The 16,370-nt window shown below is 64.8% G+C and carries 12 protein-coding genes; 9 read left to right on the top strand and 3 right to left on the bottom strand.

Features of this window, described 5'->3' with window-relative positions; genetic code table 11:
* Window positions 1-149 precede the first annotated feature (149 nt).
* Window positions 150-398 carry a hypothetical protein gene (locus PQQ53_RS19205; protein WP_408325328.1) on the bottom strand — a complete coding sequence of 83 codons (249 nt, stop codon included), beginning with the start codon at window positions 396-398 and terminating at the stop codon, window positions 150-152.
* A gap of 396 nt (window positions 399-794) precedes the next feature.
* Between PQQ53_RS19205 and PQQ53_RS19200 the strand changes: the two genes are divergently transcribed.
* On the top strand, window positions 795-1,244 hold the full coding sequence (locus PQQ53_RS19200; RefSeq protein ID WP_408144897.1) for a PA2169 family four-helix-bundle protein: 450 nt from the start codon (window positions 795-797) through the stop codon (window positions 1,242-1,244).
* A gap of 222 nt (window positions 1,245-1,466) precedes the next feature.
* Here the strand turns inward: PQQ53_RS19200 and PQQ53_RS19195 are convergent, their stop codons facing one another.
* Entirely contained in the window at window positions 1,467-1,805 is a 339-nt protein-coding gene (locus PQQ53_RS19195) for a BON domain-containing protein (RefSeq protein ID WP_408144899.1), read from the bottom strand.
* Between the two features lie 500 nt (window positions 1,806-2,305).
* Here PQQ53_RS19195 and PQQ53_RS19190 point away from each other — a divergent pair, with 500 nt between their 5' ends.
* The 8 genes from PQQ53_RS19190 to PQQ53_RS19155 all read left to right on the top strand — a co-directional run bounded on the left by PQQ53_RS19190 (window position 2,306) and on the right by PQQ53_RS19155 (window position 13,277).
* Window positions 2,306-3,787, top strand: coding sequence for an RNA polymerase factor sigma-54 (locus PQQ53_RS19190; protein ID WP_408325325.1), 1,482 nt, complete (start codon window positions 2,306-2,308; stop codon window positions 3,785-3,787).
* A 136-nt stretch (window positions 3,788-3,923) separates the two neighbouring features.
* Window positions 3,924-5,102: a pyridoxal phosphate-dependent aminotransferase gene (locus PQQ53_RS19185; RefSeq protein WP_408144903.1), complete on the top strand. Its 1,179-nt coding sequence runs from the start codon at window positions 3,924-3,926 to the stop codon at window positions 5,100-5,102.
* A gap of 212 nt (window positions 5,103-5,314) precedes the next feature.
* Window positions 5,315-6,061: a FadR/GntR family transcriptional regulator gene (locus PQQ53_RS19180; RefSeq protein ID WP_408153223.1), complete on the top strand. Its 747-nt coding sequence runs from the start codon at window positions 5,315-5,317 to the stop codon at window positions 6,059-6,061.
* A gap of 253 nt (window positions 6,062-6,314) precedes the next feature.
* Window positions 6,315-7,058: a (Fe-S)-binding protein gene (locus PQQ53_RS19175; RefSeq protein ID WP_408144907.1), complete on the top strand. Its 744-nt coding sequence runs from the start codon at window positions 6,315-6,317 to the stop codon at window positions 7,056-7,058.
* Window positions 7,055-8,446 carry a lactate utilization protein B gene (locus PQQ53_RS19170; protein WP_408153225.1) on the top strand — a complete coding sequence of 464 codons (1,392 nt, stop codon included), beginning with the start codon at window positions 7,055-7,057 and terminating at the stop codon, window positions 8,444-8,446. Before PQQ53_RS19175 ends, PQQ53_RS19170 begins: the two co-directional genes overlap by 4 nt.
* Window positions 8,433-9,017 (top strand): LutC/YkgG family protein, encoded by a 585-nt coding sequence (locus tag PQQ53_RS19165; RefSeq protein WP_408325322.1) that lies wholly within the window; start codon window positions 8,433-8,435, stop codon window positions 9,015-9,017. Before PQQ53_RS19170 ends, PQQ53_RS19165 begins: the two co-directional genes overlap by 14 nt.
* A 175-nt stretch (window positions 9,018-9,192) precedes the next feature.
* Window positions 9,193-10,980 carry a VRR-NUC domain-containing protein gene (locus PQQ53_RS19160; RefSeq protein ID WP_408325348.1) on the top strand — a complete coding sequence of 596 codons (1,788 nt, stop codon included), beginning with the start codon at window positions 9,193-9,195 and terminating at the stop codon, window positions 10,978-10,980.
* Window positions 10,977-13,277: an ATP-dependent DNA helicase gene (locus PQQ53_RS19155; protein ID WP_408325320.1), complete on the top strand. Its 2,301-nt coding sequence runs from the start codon at window positions 10,977-10,979 to the stop codon at window positions 13,275-13,277. Before PQQ53_RS19160 ends, PQQ53_RS19155 begins: the two co-directional genes overlap by 4 nt.
* 151 nt (window positions 13,278-13,428) lie before the next feature.
* Here PQQ53_RS19155 and PQQ53_RS19150 read toward each other — a convergent pair whose 3' ends face one another.
* Window positions 13,429-16,116: a mechanosensitive ion channel family protein gene (locus PQQ53_RS19150; protein WP_408325319.1), complete on the bottom strand. Its 2,688-nt coding sequence runs from the start codon at window positions 16,114-16,116 to the stop codon at window positions 13,429-13,431.
* Window positions 16,117-16,370 lie beyond the last annotated feature (254 nt).

Here is a 16,370-nt window from a genome sequence, read left to right as displayed (position 1 = left end):
CCCCGCCTGTTGGGGTGCCTGGCCTGGTTCCCCGCCTCCCGCCCGGCTTTTGCCGGGGCCGTCCCGCTTTGGTGGGAAAGTCGGGAGTTCAATCGTGCGGTTGATTCGAGCAGAGGTGGTCGGCGCGAAGCTTTTAATGCCTGTTGCCATTACACCCAGAGTTGCCGCTGCGCACCATGTTGCGGTTGAATGTCGCGTTCCAGCTTACGCTCCCCACGCGTCGATTCACAGCTTGCGGGTATGAGCCCGTCACGCGTGGCTGCGCATAAGGATAGCGTCGCCTGCGCATTCGTTGGCGACGCCTCGTGCGCATGCATGCCTTCACGAATCTGCATGACGGTGGCCGACGAGACGATCGCCACGACGGCGAGAAATCGCGCGCTTCTGATCTTCTTCATGTAATGCTCCCTGTCGTTATTGCCTGCCCATTGTTTTCAATGCCTTCGGCAAGTCTTGCCCGGCGTCGATGCGTGCACTGCACGACGCGGGCCGAGCCTTGAATGAGCAACCGTCATGCCATCGCGTAAGACCCCTGTCGTATGGGGCTTTCGCGCTCTCGCAGGGGCAGTGTGCCGCGCAACATTTACGCGCGCCTGGCAAGTTTGGCGGCGTGTGATCGTGCACCGCGCCATACGTCGCGTGAACGCAGCGCCGGGCACGGCGCATGCGAGCAGATGGATGAACCCCGTTGCCTGAAGGCCTTTGTGTGGCCCGTGTGCGATCGATGCGTCGCACACGGGCCTCGCGCAAGGCCGGCAGCGGATTCTGCGATCAACGAAACCCGGAGGTATTGAATGGCTACGAACGTTGTTTCCGTGCTGAACGATCTGGTCGAAACGTCGAAGGATGGCGAGAAGGGCTTTCGCAAGGCAGCCGAGGATGCACACGACGCGCAACTGAAGACGATGTTCCTGTCGCGTGCCGACGACTGCACGCGCGGCGCGCGCGAGTTGCAGGATGCGGTGCAAAGCCTGGGCGGCAAGCCCGAAACGGGCGGCAGCATGAGCGGTGCCCTGCATCGCGGCTGGGTCGATGTGAAATCGGCGGTCACTGATCGCAGCGACCACGAAATCCTGGCTGAATGCGAAAAGGGCGAGGACGTCGCGAAGAAGCGCTATCACGACGCGCTCGAAAAGGATTTGCCGGTTGACGTGCGCGCGATCGTCGAACGGCAGTATCAGGGCGTGTTGCAAAATCATGATCGCGTGCGGGATTTGCGCGATCAATATGCGGGCCGTCGTTAAAAGCCAGTAGGCGGCCGGCGTCTGCGGGGGCGCCGGTCTCTATCCCTGAGCACGAACTAGCACGGACTACGCGTGCAAAAAGCAGGCAAACGAAGGCCAAACGAAGCAGCCCAATAAATTAAGCCGTCCGCGATCTGAATCGCGGACGGCTTTTTCATGCTGCGTGGTGACGCCACTGCAAGGAGCTGCCGGCCGCAACCGGCATGCTCCAGGCGACCGGTCTTATTCGGCAGCGACCTTCAGATGGTTCTTCACGCTCGACACGCCCTTCACGGCCTGCACAACTTCTTCGGCTGCGGCCTTGTCGTCAGCCGAGGGCACGGAACCCGTCAGCGACACGACACCCTTGCGGGTTTTCACATGAATGTGGGTCGACTTGACGTTTTTCGCAGCCAGCAGATCTGCCTTGGCCTTGGTGGTGATAGCGGTGTCGTCCACGTGCTGGCCCATCGATTCGGATGCGGCAGCCGGCGCCGGCGCGGCGGTTTGCGCGGTGGCGTTCAGTGCGAATGCGACACAAGCAATGCTGCCGGCGGTCTTCAGAAACTGGATCGTCTTCATGGTTTCTCCTTCGGGTGTTGATGAAAATTGCGGTCTTGTTGCCTGCGGTCGATCGCGGCCGGAACCGCCGATGACTCGCGTGGGGTCGTTGCCGCTACGGTTCCGTCAGGGCCCCGTTATCGACACCGGGCGAAGGTCCGTGCAGTGCGTTGCGAGAGTGCGTTTGCGTGCAAAGAGCCGACGTCCGTCCACACAGGCTGATTCGCAAGTGATGTGCCCGGGGCCCGAGGCGAACGGCTCCCGCGCCGGAAAGCCGTTACCGCACATACATTTAGGCTGATGAATAGGGAGGACGACAGGCGTGGCCGGTGCTTGGGCGAGGTCACGGGAGGGGAACCGGAATTTGCCGGGTATTTGTAAAAAGCGCGCGCCACCACTGCGCAATTGGCGGGCCTGAAAAAACAAAGGGTATAAGAAACAGGGTGTTGGAGGATCTGGTACGACAGTTGCTCTATTGAGGCCACAGTCATTTTCCAGCTCAATTACGGGACCTCACTACAATGCCTTCAATTGAACTACGCACAAGGCAGTCTCTCGCACTCACGCCGCGTCTGCAGCAATCAGTGCGTTTGTTGCAGTTGTCGTCTCTGGAGTTTCAACAGGAGTTGCGCACCGCGCTCGACACCAATCCATTCCTCGAATATGACTCGTCGGAAACGGAAGATGTCGCGCTCGCCACCGCATCGACGGGCGAGGAAACCGGCGAGGCGGTCGCGACGGACACGGTCGCCGCCGCCGAACCCGAGGCGCTGCAGTCAGAAACCGCCGGTAACGACACGCTGGAAAGCGCAGGCCAGGACGACATGCCCGGCGACTTTTCGGGCGACTACAGCACGCGCAGTTCGGCGCGCCAGAACGGCGACTCCGATAGTAGCGATCCCGCCGAATGGGCCCGTTCGCAACCGACCTTGCGCGAGCAGTTGCACGACTCGCTGCGCCTTTACCGTCTCGACGATCGCGACCGCGCGGTGGCCCGCTTTATCATCGAAGCGCTCGACGAGGACGGCTATCTGCGCCAGGAGCTCTCCGATCTCGCCGATAGCGTCGATCTCGAACCGGAACTGACCGAAGAAGAGTTGCTGGTCGCGCTGCGTCTCGTGCAATCGCTCGATCGTCCGGGGCTGGGTGCGCGGTCGTTGTCGGAGTGTCTGTTGCTGCAGGTCCATGCATTGCCTGCCGACACGCCGGGGCGCCACGTCGCACAGCAGATCGTCGAACATCATCTGGAACGTCTCGCGCGCCGCGAGCAGGCTGAATTGCAAAAGCAGATCGGCTGCAGCGCCGATGAATTGCGCGTGGCCTGTGCGCTCGTGCGCAAGCTCGATCCGAAGCCGGGCAACTGCTACGGCCGCACGGAAGACAACTACGTCGTGCCGGACGTGATCGTGCGTCAGGTGCGCAACAAGTGGGTGGTGTCGATCAATCCGGCGGTGCAGCCGCGCGCGCGGATTCATCGCATGTACGCTGAGTTGTTTGCGCAGTCGGCCGGCGCGAGCCGCTCGCCGCTCGCCCAGCAGCTGCAGGAAGCGCGCTGGCTGATCCGCAACGCGCAGCAACGCTTCGACACGATTCAACGCGTCGCCGAGTGCATCGTCGCGCATCAGAAGGCCTTCTTCCAATACGGCGAAATCGCACTGAAGCCGATGGTACTGCGTGACGTGGCCGAAGAACTCGGCCTGCACGAATCGACGATTTCGCGCGCGACCGGCAACAAATATATGGCGACCCCGCGCGGCATCTTCGAGTTCAAACACTTCTTCCCGCGCGAGCTGGGCACTGAAAGCGGCGGCACGTGTTCGGCGGCGGCGGTGCGCGCGCTGCTCAAGGAAATGATCGCCGCCGAAAACACGCGTGACCCGCTCTCCGACGTGACGCTCGCGAAGATGCTCGCGGACCAGGGTGTGCTCGTGGCGCGGCGCACCGTCGCGAAGTACCGGCATCTGATGAAGGTGCCGCCGGCGGAATTGCGCCGCCAGATTTAAGCGCGCCGCGCCCTGTCGGAAAGGGCCGCGCACGAGGGCCACGCGAGGCTGTCCGCTCGCGTGGCCCTTTTTCGTATCTGGACGTTTCGTGCGCGCGCCATTACATTGGCGGCTCAAATCGAAACGGGTGAGCGCAATGAAGTACTCGAATCTGGTCGGGCGCCTGCAAGGCAGACGCACGTCGGCGTGGGAAATCCATCGTGTCGCACAACTGGCCGCCGCCGCGGGCGATGACGTCATCGTGCTGAGCGTGGGCGACCCGGACTTCGCGACGCCCGCGCCGATCGTCGAGCGCGCGATCGACGCATTGCGCGGCGGCGATACGCATTACAGCGCGGTGTCGGGCCGCGAGCCGCTGCGCGAGGCGATTGCCGTCGAACATGCGCGCACGACCGGAAGCGCCGCGAGCGCCGCCAACGTGATTCTGACCGCGGGCGCGCAGAACGGCGTGTTTGCCGTGTCGCTGTGTCTGCTCGAAGCGGGCGACGAAGTGATCGTCCCCGAGCCGATGTATCTCACCTATGAGGCTTGCGTGCGCGCGGCGGGCGCCACGCTCGTGCCGGTGCCGGTCGATCCGGCGCGGGCGTTTCACGTCGACTGCGATGCGCTCGAAGCGGCGCTCACGCCGCGCACCAAGGCGATTTTCTTCGCCACGCCATGCAATCCGACCGGCGTGGTGATGCCGCGTGCCGATCTCGAACGCATTGCGCAGCTCGCCTGTCAGCACGACTTGTGGGTGCTATCCGACGAGGTCTATGCGGAGCTCACATTCGAGCGCGAACACGTGAGCATCGTGTCGCTACCCGGCATGGCGGAGCGCACGGTGACGCTCGGCAGTCTGTCGAAGTCGCATGCGATGGCAGGTTGGCGCGTCGGCTGGGCGGTCGGGCCCACGGAACTGATCGAGCATATGGGGCGCCTCGCGCTGGCAATGCTCTACGGTCTGCCCGGCTTCATCCAGCAGGCCGCGTTGACGGCCGTGCAGAACAAGGCGGCGATCGTCGCCGAAATGCGCGAGATCTACCGGCGCCGCCGCAACGTCGTATTCGAGCGGCTACATCGCGTGCCGGGCCTGCGCTGCCTGTTGCCCGAGGCAGGCATGTTCATGATGGTCGACGTCAGCGGCACGGGGCTCGAAACGGTCGATTTCACCTGGCAACTGTTTCGCGCGAAGGGCGTGTCGGTGCTCGACGCGAGCGCTTTCGGCGAGACTGCGAACGGATTCGTGCGCCTCGGCTTCGTGGTGGATGAAGCGCGGCTGATCGATGCGTGCGAGCGGATCGCCGCGTTCGTGGACGGGTTGCGGGTGCGGTGAGGGGGAGTTGACGTTGCGGCATGTGCCGCGCCTGGAGATTGAGGCGCGTGGCCCGTCGTGCCGCGTGTCGTCCCCGCCGCGCACATTCGGCGCAAACCGTTGAACGGTATAATTCACGCACTGCGAGGTAGTGCTTCGACGTTGCGTGTAGAACGTTGGTGGTCCGCTGCCTGCCAGGCTGTCTTTCGAACCGGCTTCCCTCATCGCTGCCCATGCCATTCCTCCCGATCCAGTCCTTCACGCGCAAACGACTCTCCGACGTGGTGTCCGACCAGATCAAGCAGCTGATCTCCGAGGGCACCTTGATGCCGGGCGACCGGCTGCCGGCCGAGCGTGATCTGGCAACGCAGCTCGGCGTGTCGCGCCCTTCGTTGCGCGAAGCGCTGATCCGGCTCGAGGCGGACGGGTATATCGAAACCTCGGGGCGCGGCGGCTTTACGGTGGTCGACGTGACCGCACCGATCATCTCCAGGCCGCTCGCCGAGTTGCTGCTGCAAAATCCGCGCACCAGTGCCGATATTCTCGAGTTGCGCCAGGGACTCGAATCGATTTCGACGGTGTATGCCGCGCAACGCGCCACCGCCGCGGACCTCAAGAAGATCAGCGCGGCGTTCGACGCATTGAAGGCGGGCTCCTTGTCAGGAGATCGCGTGAATCTCGCTGAACTGGACGCCGCGTTTCACCTCGCGATTGCCGACTCGACGCACAACGTCGCGCTGGCGCACGTGATGCACGGCATCCACACGCTGATTCGCGAGGGTATGCGTCAGTATCATCGGTTGATCGACTACGATGACGCGATGGAAAAGCAGTTGATGAACCAGCATCAGGCTATCTACGACGCCGTGATGGCGCGCGACGCGCAGAAGGCGCGCAAGGCGGCCGAGCGTCATCTTACCTACGTGCGCGAGATGTATAAGGACGATGCGGCGAAACCTTCGGCAAGCGCGATCTCGTGATTGCCTGATTGAGTGAGCGCGCGGCACGGGCCAGTCCGCTCACTCCTGCTTTTCCAGTTCCTGTTCCCCGCTTTCCCCGGATTGACACCCACCGGCGACTTCCTTATATTCTTGGTCAGACCAACATGACCAGTCTTACAAATCACCCCAGTACCGCTCCACCGAACGCAAACCGAGCCGCCATGGCTTCGCAGCCCGATTCCACGGTAGAGTAGGCGAGTCCCCGCCGCCGCTTCGTCATTCCAAAGAGAGTATGAAAGTCGCCCTGTTCATCCCCTGCTTCATCGACGCGTTCTATCCCGAAGTGGGCATCGCCACGCTCGAACTGCTCGAACGCTTCGGCATCGAGGTCGACTATCCGCAGGAGCAAACCTGCTGCGGCCAACCGATGGCCAACAGCGGCGCGCACGCCGAGGCAGCCGGCGCAGAGCGTGTGTTCGCGCGTAACTTCGCGGGCTACGACTACATCGTCGGGCCGTCGGCGAGCTGCATTCATCATGTGCGCGAGCATCTGAGCGCGATCGAGCAGACCGGCGACGTGAAGAAGGTCCGCGCGAATGCCTATGAACTGGTGGAGTTTCTGCATGACGTGGTCGGCGCGCGTGAATTCCCGTGGGCCGAGTTTCCGCATCGCGTCGGCTTGCACAACAGTTGCAGCGCGTTGCGCCATCTGAAGGAAGCGTCGGTGTCGGAAATCGCGGCCACGCCATTTTCGAAGCCGCGCGCGTTGCTCGAAGGCGTGAAGGGCATCGAGTTCGTCAAGCCGGCAAGGCCTGACGAATGCTGCGGGTTCGGCGGCACGTTCTCGGTCACCGAGGAACCGGTGTCGGTGCGCATGGGACAGGACAAGGTGCGCGACCATCTGCAGGCGGGCGCCGAATACATCGTATCCGGCGACATGTCGTGCCTGATGCACCAACAAGGCTGCGCGGAACGCATGAAAGCCGATGCGCGCTTCATCCATATCGCGCAGGTTCTCAACGGAGCACGCGCATGAGTCGGATCGATCACGCGAAAGCGGCGGGCGCTTTCATCAAGAAGACCGAGCACGTTGCGTTTCACGACAAGCGTCTGTGGGATTTGCGTGAGAAGCGCGACGCGCAGGCGCACGGCATCGCCGAATGGGAGACGCTGCGCGAACTGGCATCGGGCATCAAGGAACACGCGTTGTCGCATCTGTCCGACTATCTCGAACAGTTTGCGGCGGCGGCTGAGGCCAACGGCGTGGTGGTGCATTGGGCCGCCACCGCCGAGGAGCACAACGCGCTGGTGCACAAGATCATGTCGGAGCGCGGCATGACCACGCTCGTCAAAAGCAAGTCGATGCTCACCGACGAATGCAAGATGCGCGAGTATCTCGAACCGCGCGGCATCACGGTGATGGAGACGGATCTCGGTGAACGCATCCAGCAGCTCGATCATCAGGACCCGAGTCATATGGTGGTGCCCGCGGTTCATAAACTGCGCGCCGACGTCGCCGAACTGTTCGGCCGCACCATCGGCACCGATCCGAAGAACAGCGACATTCACTATCTCGCTGAAAGCCAGCGGATGAACACGCGTCCTTACTTCGTGCGCGAGAAAACCGCCGGCATGACCGGCTGCAATTTCGCGGTGGCGGAGACGGGCACGGTCGTCGTGTGTACTAACGAAGGCAATGCGGATCTGTCGGCGAACGTCCCGCCGCTGCATATCGCGTCGATCGGTATCGAGAAGATCATTCCCAGGGTGTCGGACCTCGGCGTGTTCGTGCGCATGCTGTCGCGCAGCGCGCTCGGTTCGCCGATCACGCAGTACACGTCGCATTTCCGTGCGCCGCGGCCGGGTACCGAGATGCATTACATCCTCGTCGATCACGGCCGCTCGGAGCGCCTGGCGATGGAGGACTTCTGGTACTCGCTCAAATGCATCCGCTGCGGCGCGTGCATGAATACCTGTCCGGTGTATCGGCGCAGCGGGGGGCTGTCGTATGGCGGCACTTACTCCGGGCCCATCGGCGCGATCATCAATCCGACGTTCGATCTGAAGCGCTATAGCGCGCTGCCGTTCGCGTCGACGCTCAACGGCAGTTGCACGAACGTGTGTCCGGTGAAGATCAACATTCACGAGCAGATTTACAAATGGCGCACGGTGATCGCCGAGCGTCATGAAGTGCCGTTCGTGAAGCAGGAGGTGTTGAAGATGGCGGGGCGTCTGCTCGCGAGTCCGACTCTGTATCGCGCAACGGTGTCGTCGATGGGCGGCGCATTGCGGCATCTGCCGAATTTCATGCTGTACAACCCGCTCAATATCTGGGGCAAACAGCGCGAGTTGCCGGAGGCGCCGAAGCTCACCTTCCATGCCTGGTACAAAAAGAATCGTGGAGGCGGCGATGGCAACGCGTGAGGCTTTTCTGGCGAAAGTACGGCAGGCGCAACCAGCGGCGCGGCCGCGTCCCGACGTGCCGTTGTTCGACGCGCCGGGCGGCGATTTGCGCGCCCGGTTTACAGCGGCATTGCAGATGATGGGCGGCGCCTGCGTCGACGTGGCGGCTGCCGGCGACGTGAGCGTGCTGATTCGCGAGCGCTTCGGCGCCGACGCATCGATTGCATCGGCAACGCCCGAGGTGCAGGGCACGCGCGTGCTCGCGGCGGACACGGAGCCCGCTTCGTTGCAGGACATCGACGTCGGCGTGGTGCGGGCGCGCTTTGGGGTCGCCGAAACGGGCTCGGTGTGGTTCAGCGAGCGCGAGTATGTCGTCAACGCGCTGGGCTATATCGTCCAGCACCTGGTCGTGCTGCTCGATCCGGCGCAATTGATCGACGGCTTGCAGGACGTTTACCGGCGCGACGACTTCCGTGCCGCGCGTTATGCGGCGCTCGTCACGGGACCGTCGGCGACGGCCGATATCGAAGGTGTGCTGATTCGCGGCGCGCAGGGCGTGCGCTCGCTGACTGTGGTGTGGGTCGCGCCCTGACGGGACGATCCATCGAACGCGATCGACTCGGTTCCGTCGAATATTCGTTGGCGAGGGGACGTGCAGCCCAAGCGGGGCGGCGTGCGTGTTTCATTGCTCGGGCGCGCCTACGCGCAGAACCCGCCACGGACTTTGCTATCATCACTGTATAAACATACAGGTTATGCAAAAACCCGTGGCAACCGATGCTCGATCAGAACTCCGCTCTGACGTCCCTTACTACCTGCTGAACTTCGAGCGCGCCCTGGCGTGGCTCGCCGCGCGTTACGACGATCTGATGGACGCGCACGAACTGGCGTTCCTCACCGCGTTCGCCGGCTTGCCGCAAGCATCGCGCGCGCTGCTGGTGCGCATGCTGATGCGCAAAGGCGCGCTGTTTCGCGCGAGCCGTCTGGCGTATGACGAGATCGGCTGCCCGTTGCAGGCGGCCGCGCCAATGGCGGCGCTCGGCTGGGTCGACACCGAACCGCAGCTTTCACTCGACGATCTGTTCGCGCTCAGCACGCGCCCCCAGTTGCAGGACATATTCGCCGAAGCCATCGCTTTGATTCCCGGCGCAAAGAGCTTGCGCAAATCCGATCTGCTGGACACGCTGGGGCCGTTTCATGAAACCGGCGGCGGCGCGGAAAATCCCGCACGTCGCCCGCTTGCCGCGTGGCACAGCGGCGCCACGGACACCGTTCTTCACGTCACGATCGCACCGCTGTGCGAGCGGCTTCGTCTGATGTTCTTCGGCAATTTGCAGCAGGACTGGTCGGAGTTCGTGCTCGCCGATCTCGGCGTGTTCCAGTACGAAAAGGTGGCGTTCGGCCCCTCGTCGCGCGCATTCCGGCAACGCGCGGACGTCGATGTTTATCTGGCGCTGCATGCATGCCGTGAGGCGCTGGAGTGGCTGCCCATCGTCGACAGCGCGAGCGCGATCGACGAACTCGTCGCCACGGTGATCGCGATCGAAACGGGAAACCCGTGGCTCGACATGCGTCGCGCGAAACTGCTGTTCCGTATCGGCTACGAGTGCGAGCGGCAGCAGAACTGGACTGCCGCGCTCGCGGTGTATGAGCGTTGCGCGTGGCCTGGCGCGCGTCATCGGCGTATGCGCGTGCTCGAACGCAGCGAGCGTTTCGACGCAGCGTTCGCGCTGGCCTCGCATGCCGCGGCCGCGCCGGAAAGCGAAGAGGAGGCGCAGCGCATCGCGCGCATGTTGCCGCGTTTGCGGCGCAAGCGTGGCGAGCCGGCGCCGCGCACGCCGGCAGCGCGCCCGGTCGAGCGCAATACGCTGGTGTTGCCGAAGCCCGAGACGCCGCAAGCGGTCGAATACGTCGCGCGCGATCATCTGACGTGCGATACCGCGCCGGTGCATTACGTCGAGAACGCCCTGATCAATTCGCTATTCGGTTTGCTGTGCTGGGAGCCGGTGTTCGCGGCGCTGCCCGGCGCGTTTTTTCATCCGTTCCAGCGCGGCCCGGCCGATCTGTATGCGCCGGATTTCCATGCGCGCCGCGCGGACCAGTTTGCCGCGTGTCTCGCGCAACTCGATAGCGAGGCCTATCGCAAGACGATTCTGCGGCATCTGCACAGTAAGGCGGGGCTGCAATCGCCGTTCGTGTTCTGGGGCCTGCTGACGCCGGAGCTTGTCGCGCTCGCGCTCGACTGTCTGCCCGCCGCGCATCTGAAGCTGTGGTTCGAGCGCCTGCTGCGCGATATTCGCGGCAACCGTTCGGGCCTGCCGGACCTGATCCGCTTCTGGCCGGCCGAGCGCCGCTATGAACTGATCGAGGTGAAGGGGCCCGGCGATCGCTTGCAGGACAACCAGATTCGCTGGCTCGCGTATTGCGCGCAGCACGGCATGCCGGTGCGCGTGCTCGACGTACGTTGGGCTGAAGATTGGCACGATGATGCGCAGATGCACGGCGCAGCCGCGTCGGAGACCGTCGCGACGTTCGACAACGGAGCCGCCACATGAGTTACGTGGTGGCCGTGCGCGCAATGTGCGAATTCACCGCGCGGCGCGGCGATCTGGACCTGCGCTTCACACCCGCACCCACCTCGCTCGAAGGCATGGCCGGTCACGCGACGGTGGCAGGGCGGCGCGCAAGCGGCTACGAAACCGAGATCACGCTGACGGGTGCGCATCGCAGCCTCACCGTGCGCGGCCGCGCCGACGGTTACGATCCGGCGGCGAATCGTCTGGAGGAGGTCAAGACGCATCGCGGCGATCTGGAGCGCATGCCCGCCAATCACCGCACACTGCATTGGGCGCAGGCACTCGTGTACGGGCATCTGCTGTGCCGTGCGCGCGGATTGGCCGAGTTGACGGTTGCGCTGGTGTACTTCGACATCGGCAGTCAGAAGGAGACGCTGCTCGCGCAAACGCATACGGCGCGCGAGCTGGAGATATTCTTCGTCGAGCAGTGCGAGTGTTTTCTCGATTGGGCCGTGCAGGAAGAGGCGCATCGCGCGGCACGCAACGCCGCGCTCGGCGTGCTGCAGTTTCCGCACGAGCAGTTTCGCAGCGGGCAGCGCGAGCTGGCAGTGTCGGTATATCGCGCGGCGCGAGACGGTAAGCCCTTGATGGCGCAGGCGCCCACCGGCATCGGCAAGACGCTGGCGACGATTTTTCCATTGCTCAAGGCGTGTGCCTCGGAGCAGATCGACCGCGTGTTCTTTCTGACCGCGAAGACACCGGGCCGGGCACTCGCACTCGGTGCGATCGACACGCTGCAGCAGAGCGCCGCGTCGTCCGGTGCGCGATTGCCGTTGCGAACGCTCGAACTGGTCGCGCGCGACAAAGCCTGCGAGCATCCCGACAAAGCGTGCAACGGCGAATCGTGTCCGCTCGCACGCGGCTTCTACGACCGGCTCGACGCGGCCCGCGATACGGCACTCAACAGCGCACTCGACCCGGCACTCGCGGGCCCGCGCCTCGATCGCGCGGCGGTGCGCGCAGCCGCGCTCGCGCACGAAGTCTGCCCGTACTATCTGGCGCAGGAACTGGCGCGCTGGGCCGACGTCGTGGTCGGCGATTACAACTACTACTACGACAGCAACGCGATGCTGTATGCGCTCACACAGATCAATCAGTGGCGCGTCGGCGTGCTGGTGGACGAGGCGCACAATCTGCTCGACCGCGCGCGGCGCATGTACACGGCATCGCTCGATCAGGCGGCGTTGCGCAACGCGCGCAAAACCGCGCCGGCCAGTTTGCGCAAGCCGCTCGAACGCTTGCAGCGCGAGTGGAGCGCTGTCAAACGCGCGCAGAGCGGCACGTATCAGGTCTATACCGGGATTCCGGGCAAACTGCTGTCGGCCGCGCAGAATCTGATCGGCGCGGTCACGGATCAGCTTGCCGATGCGCCGCTTTCAATCGACGACACCGCGCTGCGTTTTTTCTTCGACGCGATGCACTTCGTCGCGCTGGCCGAGCAATTCGGCGAGCACTCGATTTTCGACGTGACGTTCAGCGCGGACCGTTACGCGCCGCGCGGCAAAACCGGCGCCACGCTCTGCGTGCGCAACGTGATTCCCGCGCCGTTCCTCGCGCCGCGCTACGCGGCCGCGCGCACCACCGTGATGTTCTCCGGCACGCTTGATCCGCAGCGTTTCTATCGCGACACGCTGGGATTGCCGCAGCAGACTCAATGGCTCGACGTCGAAGGGCCGTTTCGCGCGGAGCAATTGCAGGTGCACGTGGCGGGTAATGTGTCGACGCGCTGGCGCGACCGCGAGCGCTCGCTCGTGCCGATCGTCGATCTGATCGCGCGGCAGTATGCGGCGCAGCCGGGCAATTACCTGGGCTTCCTGAGCAGTTTCGAGTACCTGCAGCGGGTGGTCGAACTGATGCGCGAGCGGCATCCGGGCTTGCCGGTCTGGGCGCAGGAACCAGGCATGGACGAAGCCGCCCGCGACGCGTTTCTCGCGCGCTTTCGCACCATGAATCAGGGGGTGGGTTTCGCCGTGCTCGGCGGGGCGTTTTCAGAAGGCGTCGATCTGACCGGTCAGCAGTTGATCGGCGCATTCATCGCGACGCTCGGCTTGCCGCAAATGAACGAGGTCAACGAGCAGATGCGCCGCACGATGGACGCGAGGTTCGGCAACGGCTACGACTACACGTATCTGTATCCGGGTTTGCGGAAGGTGGTGCAGGCCGCCGGTCGCGTGATTCGCACGGAACAGGATCAGGGCGTCGTGCATCTGATCGACGACCGGTATCGCCGGCCCGAAGTGCGCCGCCTGTTGCCGCGTTGGTGGCAGGTGCGGTAGGGGCGATCGGGCGTCGCGGCGCACGGTGTTGTGTGAGCCGCCTGGCGGGTTGGCATCGGGCAGCAGCCCGCGCTGGGCGCATCACAGCGGCCCGGCGCCGGGGCGAACCCGCGTTGGCCCCAAACACCAGGCGCCGTTCACACGTGCTGGATCATGCATGCGGCGACGGCGTCCCCGGATTGCCGGGCGTTCCCGGACCACCTGCCGGTTTCGGATCGACGGGAATCTGGTCCTCGACCGGCGCATCGCCTTTTCGGGTCGCCGCGCTCGACGCCGCATCGTCAACCGGTCCATCCTTCAACGCCGGCCCGGACGAGCCGCCCCCTTCAACCTTCGCCGCCACGCTCTGTGCATCCCACGTCAGCAGATTGCGCTGCGGATTCGCGATCTCGATGCCGCGTTCGCGGAAGCGCTCGACGATGCGCCGGTTGAATTCGCGCTGCACGCCCCAGCGCGCGGTGTCGCGGCACTGCATCTGACCGGCCAGCGTGACCGCGGAGCCGTCCACCGCATCGACGCCCCAGAACGCGAAGTCCGACAGGATGCCGGCCTGAAATTTCTCGTCCTCGCGCAGCGCGGCGCCGATTTCCTTGAGCGTGTTGATCGCCAGATCGACGTCCTGGCCGAACACGATGTTCACGCGCACCGCCGCATTGCCGAGTCCCCGATTCGTGTTGTTCACCGTCGACACCGAACTGAACGGCACGGTGAAGAGCGAGCCGTCGCTGCCGCGCAGCCGCACGGTGCGGATCGACAGATATTCGACCGTGCCGGACACGCCCGCGAGCGTGACCCAGTCGCCGACCTGCATCGCGTTCTCCATCAACAGGAAAATGCCGGTGATGAAATCCTGCACCAGCTTTTGCGAGCCGAAGCCGAGCGCGACGCCGAAGATGCTCGCGCCCGCGAGCAGCGGCCCGATGTTTACGCCGAGTTCGCTCAGGCCGGTCAGCACCACCACTAGCGCGATCACGCAGAAGAGCGCGCTGCGCAGCATCGGCAGCAGCGTGCGCAGGCGCGCGGCGCGCACGAGGTCGCCGCTGGTGGTCCAGCGCTCGAGCCGCCGTTCGACCGAGACGTTGACGATTTCCCACACGATCAGCGCGATGATCGCAGCTACGCCGATAGTGACGAGCGCCGACGCGAACCGATGGCCGATCGTGCCGGCGCGGAACAGATCGACGACGTCGGCGCCCCACACCTGCAACAGCCCCAACGCGGTGACGACGCCGATGACCCAGCTGATCATCCGCCGCAGCAGCGGGTAATAGCGGTAAGCGTGCTGATGCACGAGTGATTTCGCCGACTCGTCCTGCGCCTGGAAGAGCCGCGCCAGCGCGCCGAAGATCACGATCGACGCGAGCCGCGCGCCGACCAGAATCGCCACGGTCCAGCCGCCGACGTGAAGCAGCGCGTGATAGCCGTTCTGCACGTCGAACGCCCACACGAACCACAGCGCCATCACTACGGCGGCCGTGAACCAGGCCCAGGCATCCGCGAACGCATTGGCGAACATTTCCAGCGAGTCGTGCGTGGCCAAGCGCTGGCGGATCAGATCGCCGACCGGTCTTGCGCATTGCAGGATCAGGATCGAGATCATCACGTGACCGGCGAGCGCCACCATCTTCAACAGCGCGAGATGCGCGGCGTCGTTCAGGCCGAGCGACTGCCCGACCTCGGCGAGCGCCACGCCCGCGCCCACCACGCCGACAATCCGCACGATCCAGCGTTGCACGAAGACGGCCCACGCGTCGCCCATGCGCAGCAGCCGCAGACGCGGCGCGGTGGGTTGCAGAAAGAAGTCGCCGATGATCACGATTACACGGCACAGCGCATAGATGTCGATCAACGAATCGAGCGCGCGGTCCTGCGCGGTGCCATCGCTGGTAAATACCGAGATCAGCGCGCTCGCCGCGCCGACGAACACCACGAGCGGCAGCAGGCGCAGCGCCGTGATCAACAGCGCGCGCGGCAGACGCTGCAGCAGCGTCCAGTGGTGAGTGGCTTTGCGTTTGCCCTGGGCTTCGATGACGCGGTCTTCGGCGGAAGCCGGATCGGCCACCGCGGCAGTGCTGACCGCCTGCACTTCGGCTTCGAGCACCGGCGGCACGGGCCCCGTGGGCAGCGGTAAAGGCAGGGTCGGCGCGGCGCCGGGCGTTTGGGCTGCGGGTGGCGCGGCGTCGGTGGGCGTCGTGGCTTGTGTGGCTTGTGCGTCGTCGTCGTCTTCGTCGTTGAATTCGTCCTGCTCGTTGCGTTCGCGGCGCGCGGCGATCGCATGGTATGCGCGGCGCAGCAGACGCCGCGCGAGCCATTCGACCACCAGTGCGGGCACGAGCGCGGCCAGCAGCGTCCACAGGACGTTGACCAGCAAGGCGCGCGCATGCGGGCTCGTCAACTGCCAGTTCCACCACGCGCGCACCGACGTGACGTCGAGCAGCGCGGCGAGCGAGCCGCGCAGGGACTTGCCGAGGTGCATCGCCCAATGCGCGCCCTGACGGGCCATTTGCGACGCGAGTCCGTTGGATTTGAACGCGTCCGGGACGAGGGTGGCGGGACCGCTGGCCGCAGTCGGGGCCGACGCGGCGGCGGGTGCCGAGGCGGCCACGGGCGGCGCGCTCAGCGCGCCGGCTGCGGCGATCGCTTGCAGCGTATCGGCGACTTGCGCGCGGCGTTTCGGGTCGTTGAGCACGGCGAGGGCGTCGCGCGCCTGCTCGGGCGTCAGGCTGACCGCGCTGCCGGAGACCGGTGTCGCGGGCACGGCTTGCGCGGCGGCGGCAACAGCCGGCGCCGCGCCGATAACGAAGAAAAGGAGAAGCCAGACGTGAAATAGTTTGCGCATAGGGTGTAAGGCGGGATACCGGGTGCGGACATTGTGCCGAAACACGGGATAGGTTCGGCGGCGTGACTATGAACCGACACCGGCCGGGGCGTACAAGTTCCGCGGGGGAATCGTGGTTGGGTAAAGGCGGTCGGCTGGGCCTGGGGCGCAACGCGTGCCCTGCGTGAGGTGCATGACAGGCGTAACGATAGCCGATGACAGCATCCATGCCCGGCGGACGGGCGCGAACGGCCCTGCCGATAGGGGTAGCACGA

Origin of the sequence: Paraburkholderia strydomiana (assembly GCF_046030495.1) — a bacterium.
Classification (GTDB): Bacteria; Pseudomonadota; Gammaproteobacteria; order Burkholderiales; family Burkholderiaceae; genus Paraburkholderia; species Paraburkholderia strydomiana_A.
This window is presented reverse-complemented; position numbering and strand designations above follow the sequence as displayed.

What these genes read in the sequence shown, in the direction of transcription:
- PQQ53_RS19205 (WP_408325328.1), bottom strand. Translation starts at nt 398, where the DNA reads ATGAAGAAGATCAGAAGCGCGCGATTTCTCGCCGTCGTGGCGATCGTC.
- PQQ53_RS19200 (WP_408144897.1), top strand. Translation starts at nt 795, where the DNA reads ATGGCTACGAACGTTGTTTCCGTGCTGAACGATCTGGTCGAAACGTCG.
- PQQ53_RS19195 (WP_408144899.1), bottom strand. Translation starts at nt 1,805, where the DNA reads ATGAAGACGATCCAGTTTCTGAAGACCGCCGGCAGCATTGCTTGTGTC.
- PQQ53_RS19190 (WP_408325325.1), top strand. Translation starts at nt 2,306, where the DNA reads ATGCCTTCAATTGAACTACGCACAAGGCAGTCTCTCGCACTCACGCCG.
- PQQ53_RS19185 (WP_408144903.1), top strand. Translation starts at nt 3,924, where the DNA reads ATGAAGTACTCGAATCTGGTCGGGCGCCTGCAAGGCAGACGCACGTCG.
- PQQ53_RS19180 (WP_408153223.1), top strand. Translation starts at nt 5,315, where the DNA reads ATGCCATTCCTCCCGATCCAGTCCTTCACGCGCAAACGACTCTCCGAC.
- PQQ53_RS19175 (WP_408144907.1), top strand. Translation starts at nt 6,315, where the DNA reads ATGAAAGTCGCCCTGTTCATCCCCTGCTTCATCGACGCGTTCTATCCC.
- PQQ53_RS19170 (WP_408153225.1), top strand. Translation starts at nt 7,055, where the DNA reads ATGAGTCGGATCGATCACGCGAAAGCGGCGGGCGCTTTCATCAAGAAG.
- PQQ53_RS19165 (WP_408325322.1), top strand. Translation starts at nt 8,433, where the DNA reads ATGGCAACGCGTGAGGCTTTTCTGGCGAAAGTACGGCAGGCGCAACCA.
- PQQ53_RS19155 (WP_408325320.1), top strand. Translation starts at nt 10,977, where the DNA reads ATGAGTTACGTGGTGGCCGTGCGCGCAATGTGCGAATTCACCGCGCGG.
- PQQ53_RS19150 (WP_408325319.1), bottom strand. Translation starts at nt 16,116, where the DNA reads ATGCGCAAACTATTTCACGTCTGGCTTCTCCTTTTCTTCGTTATCGGC.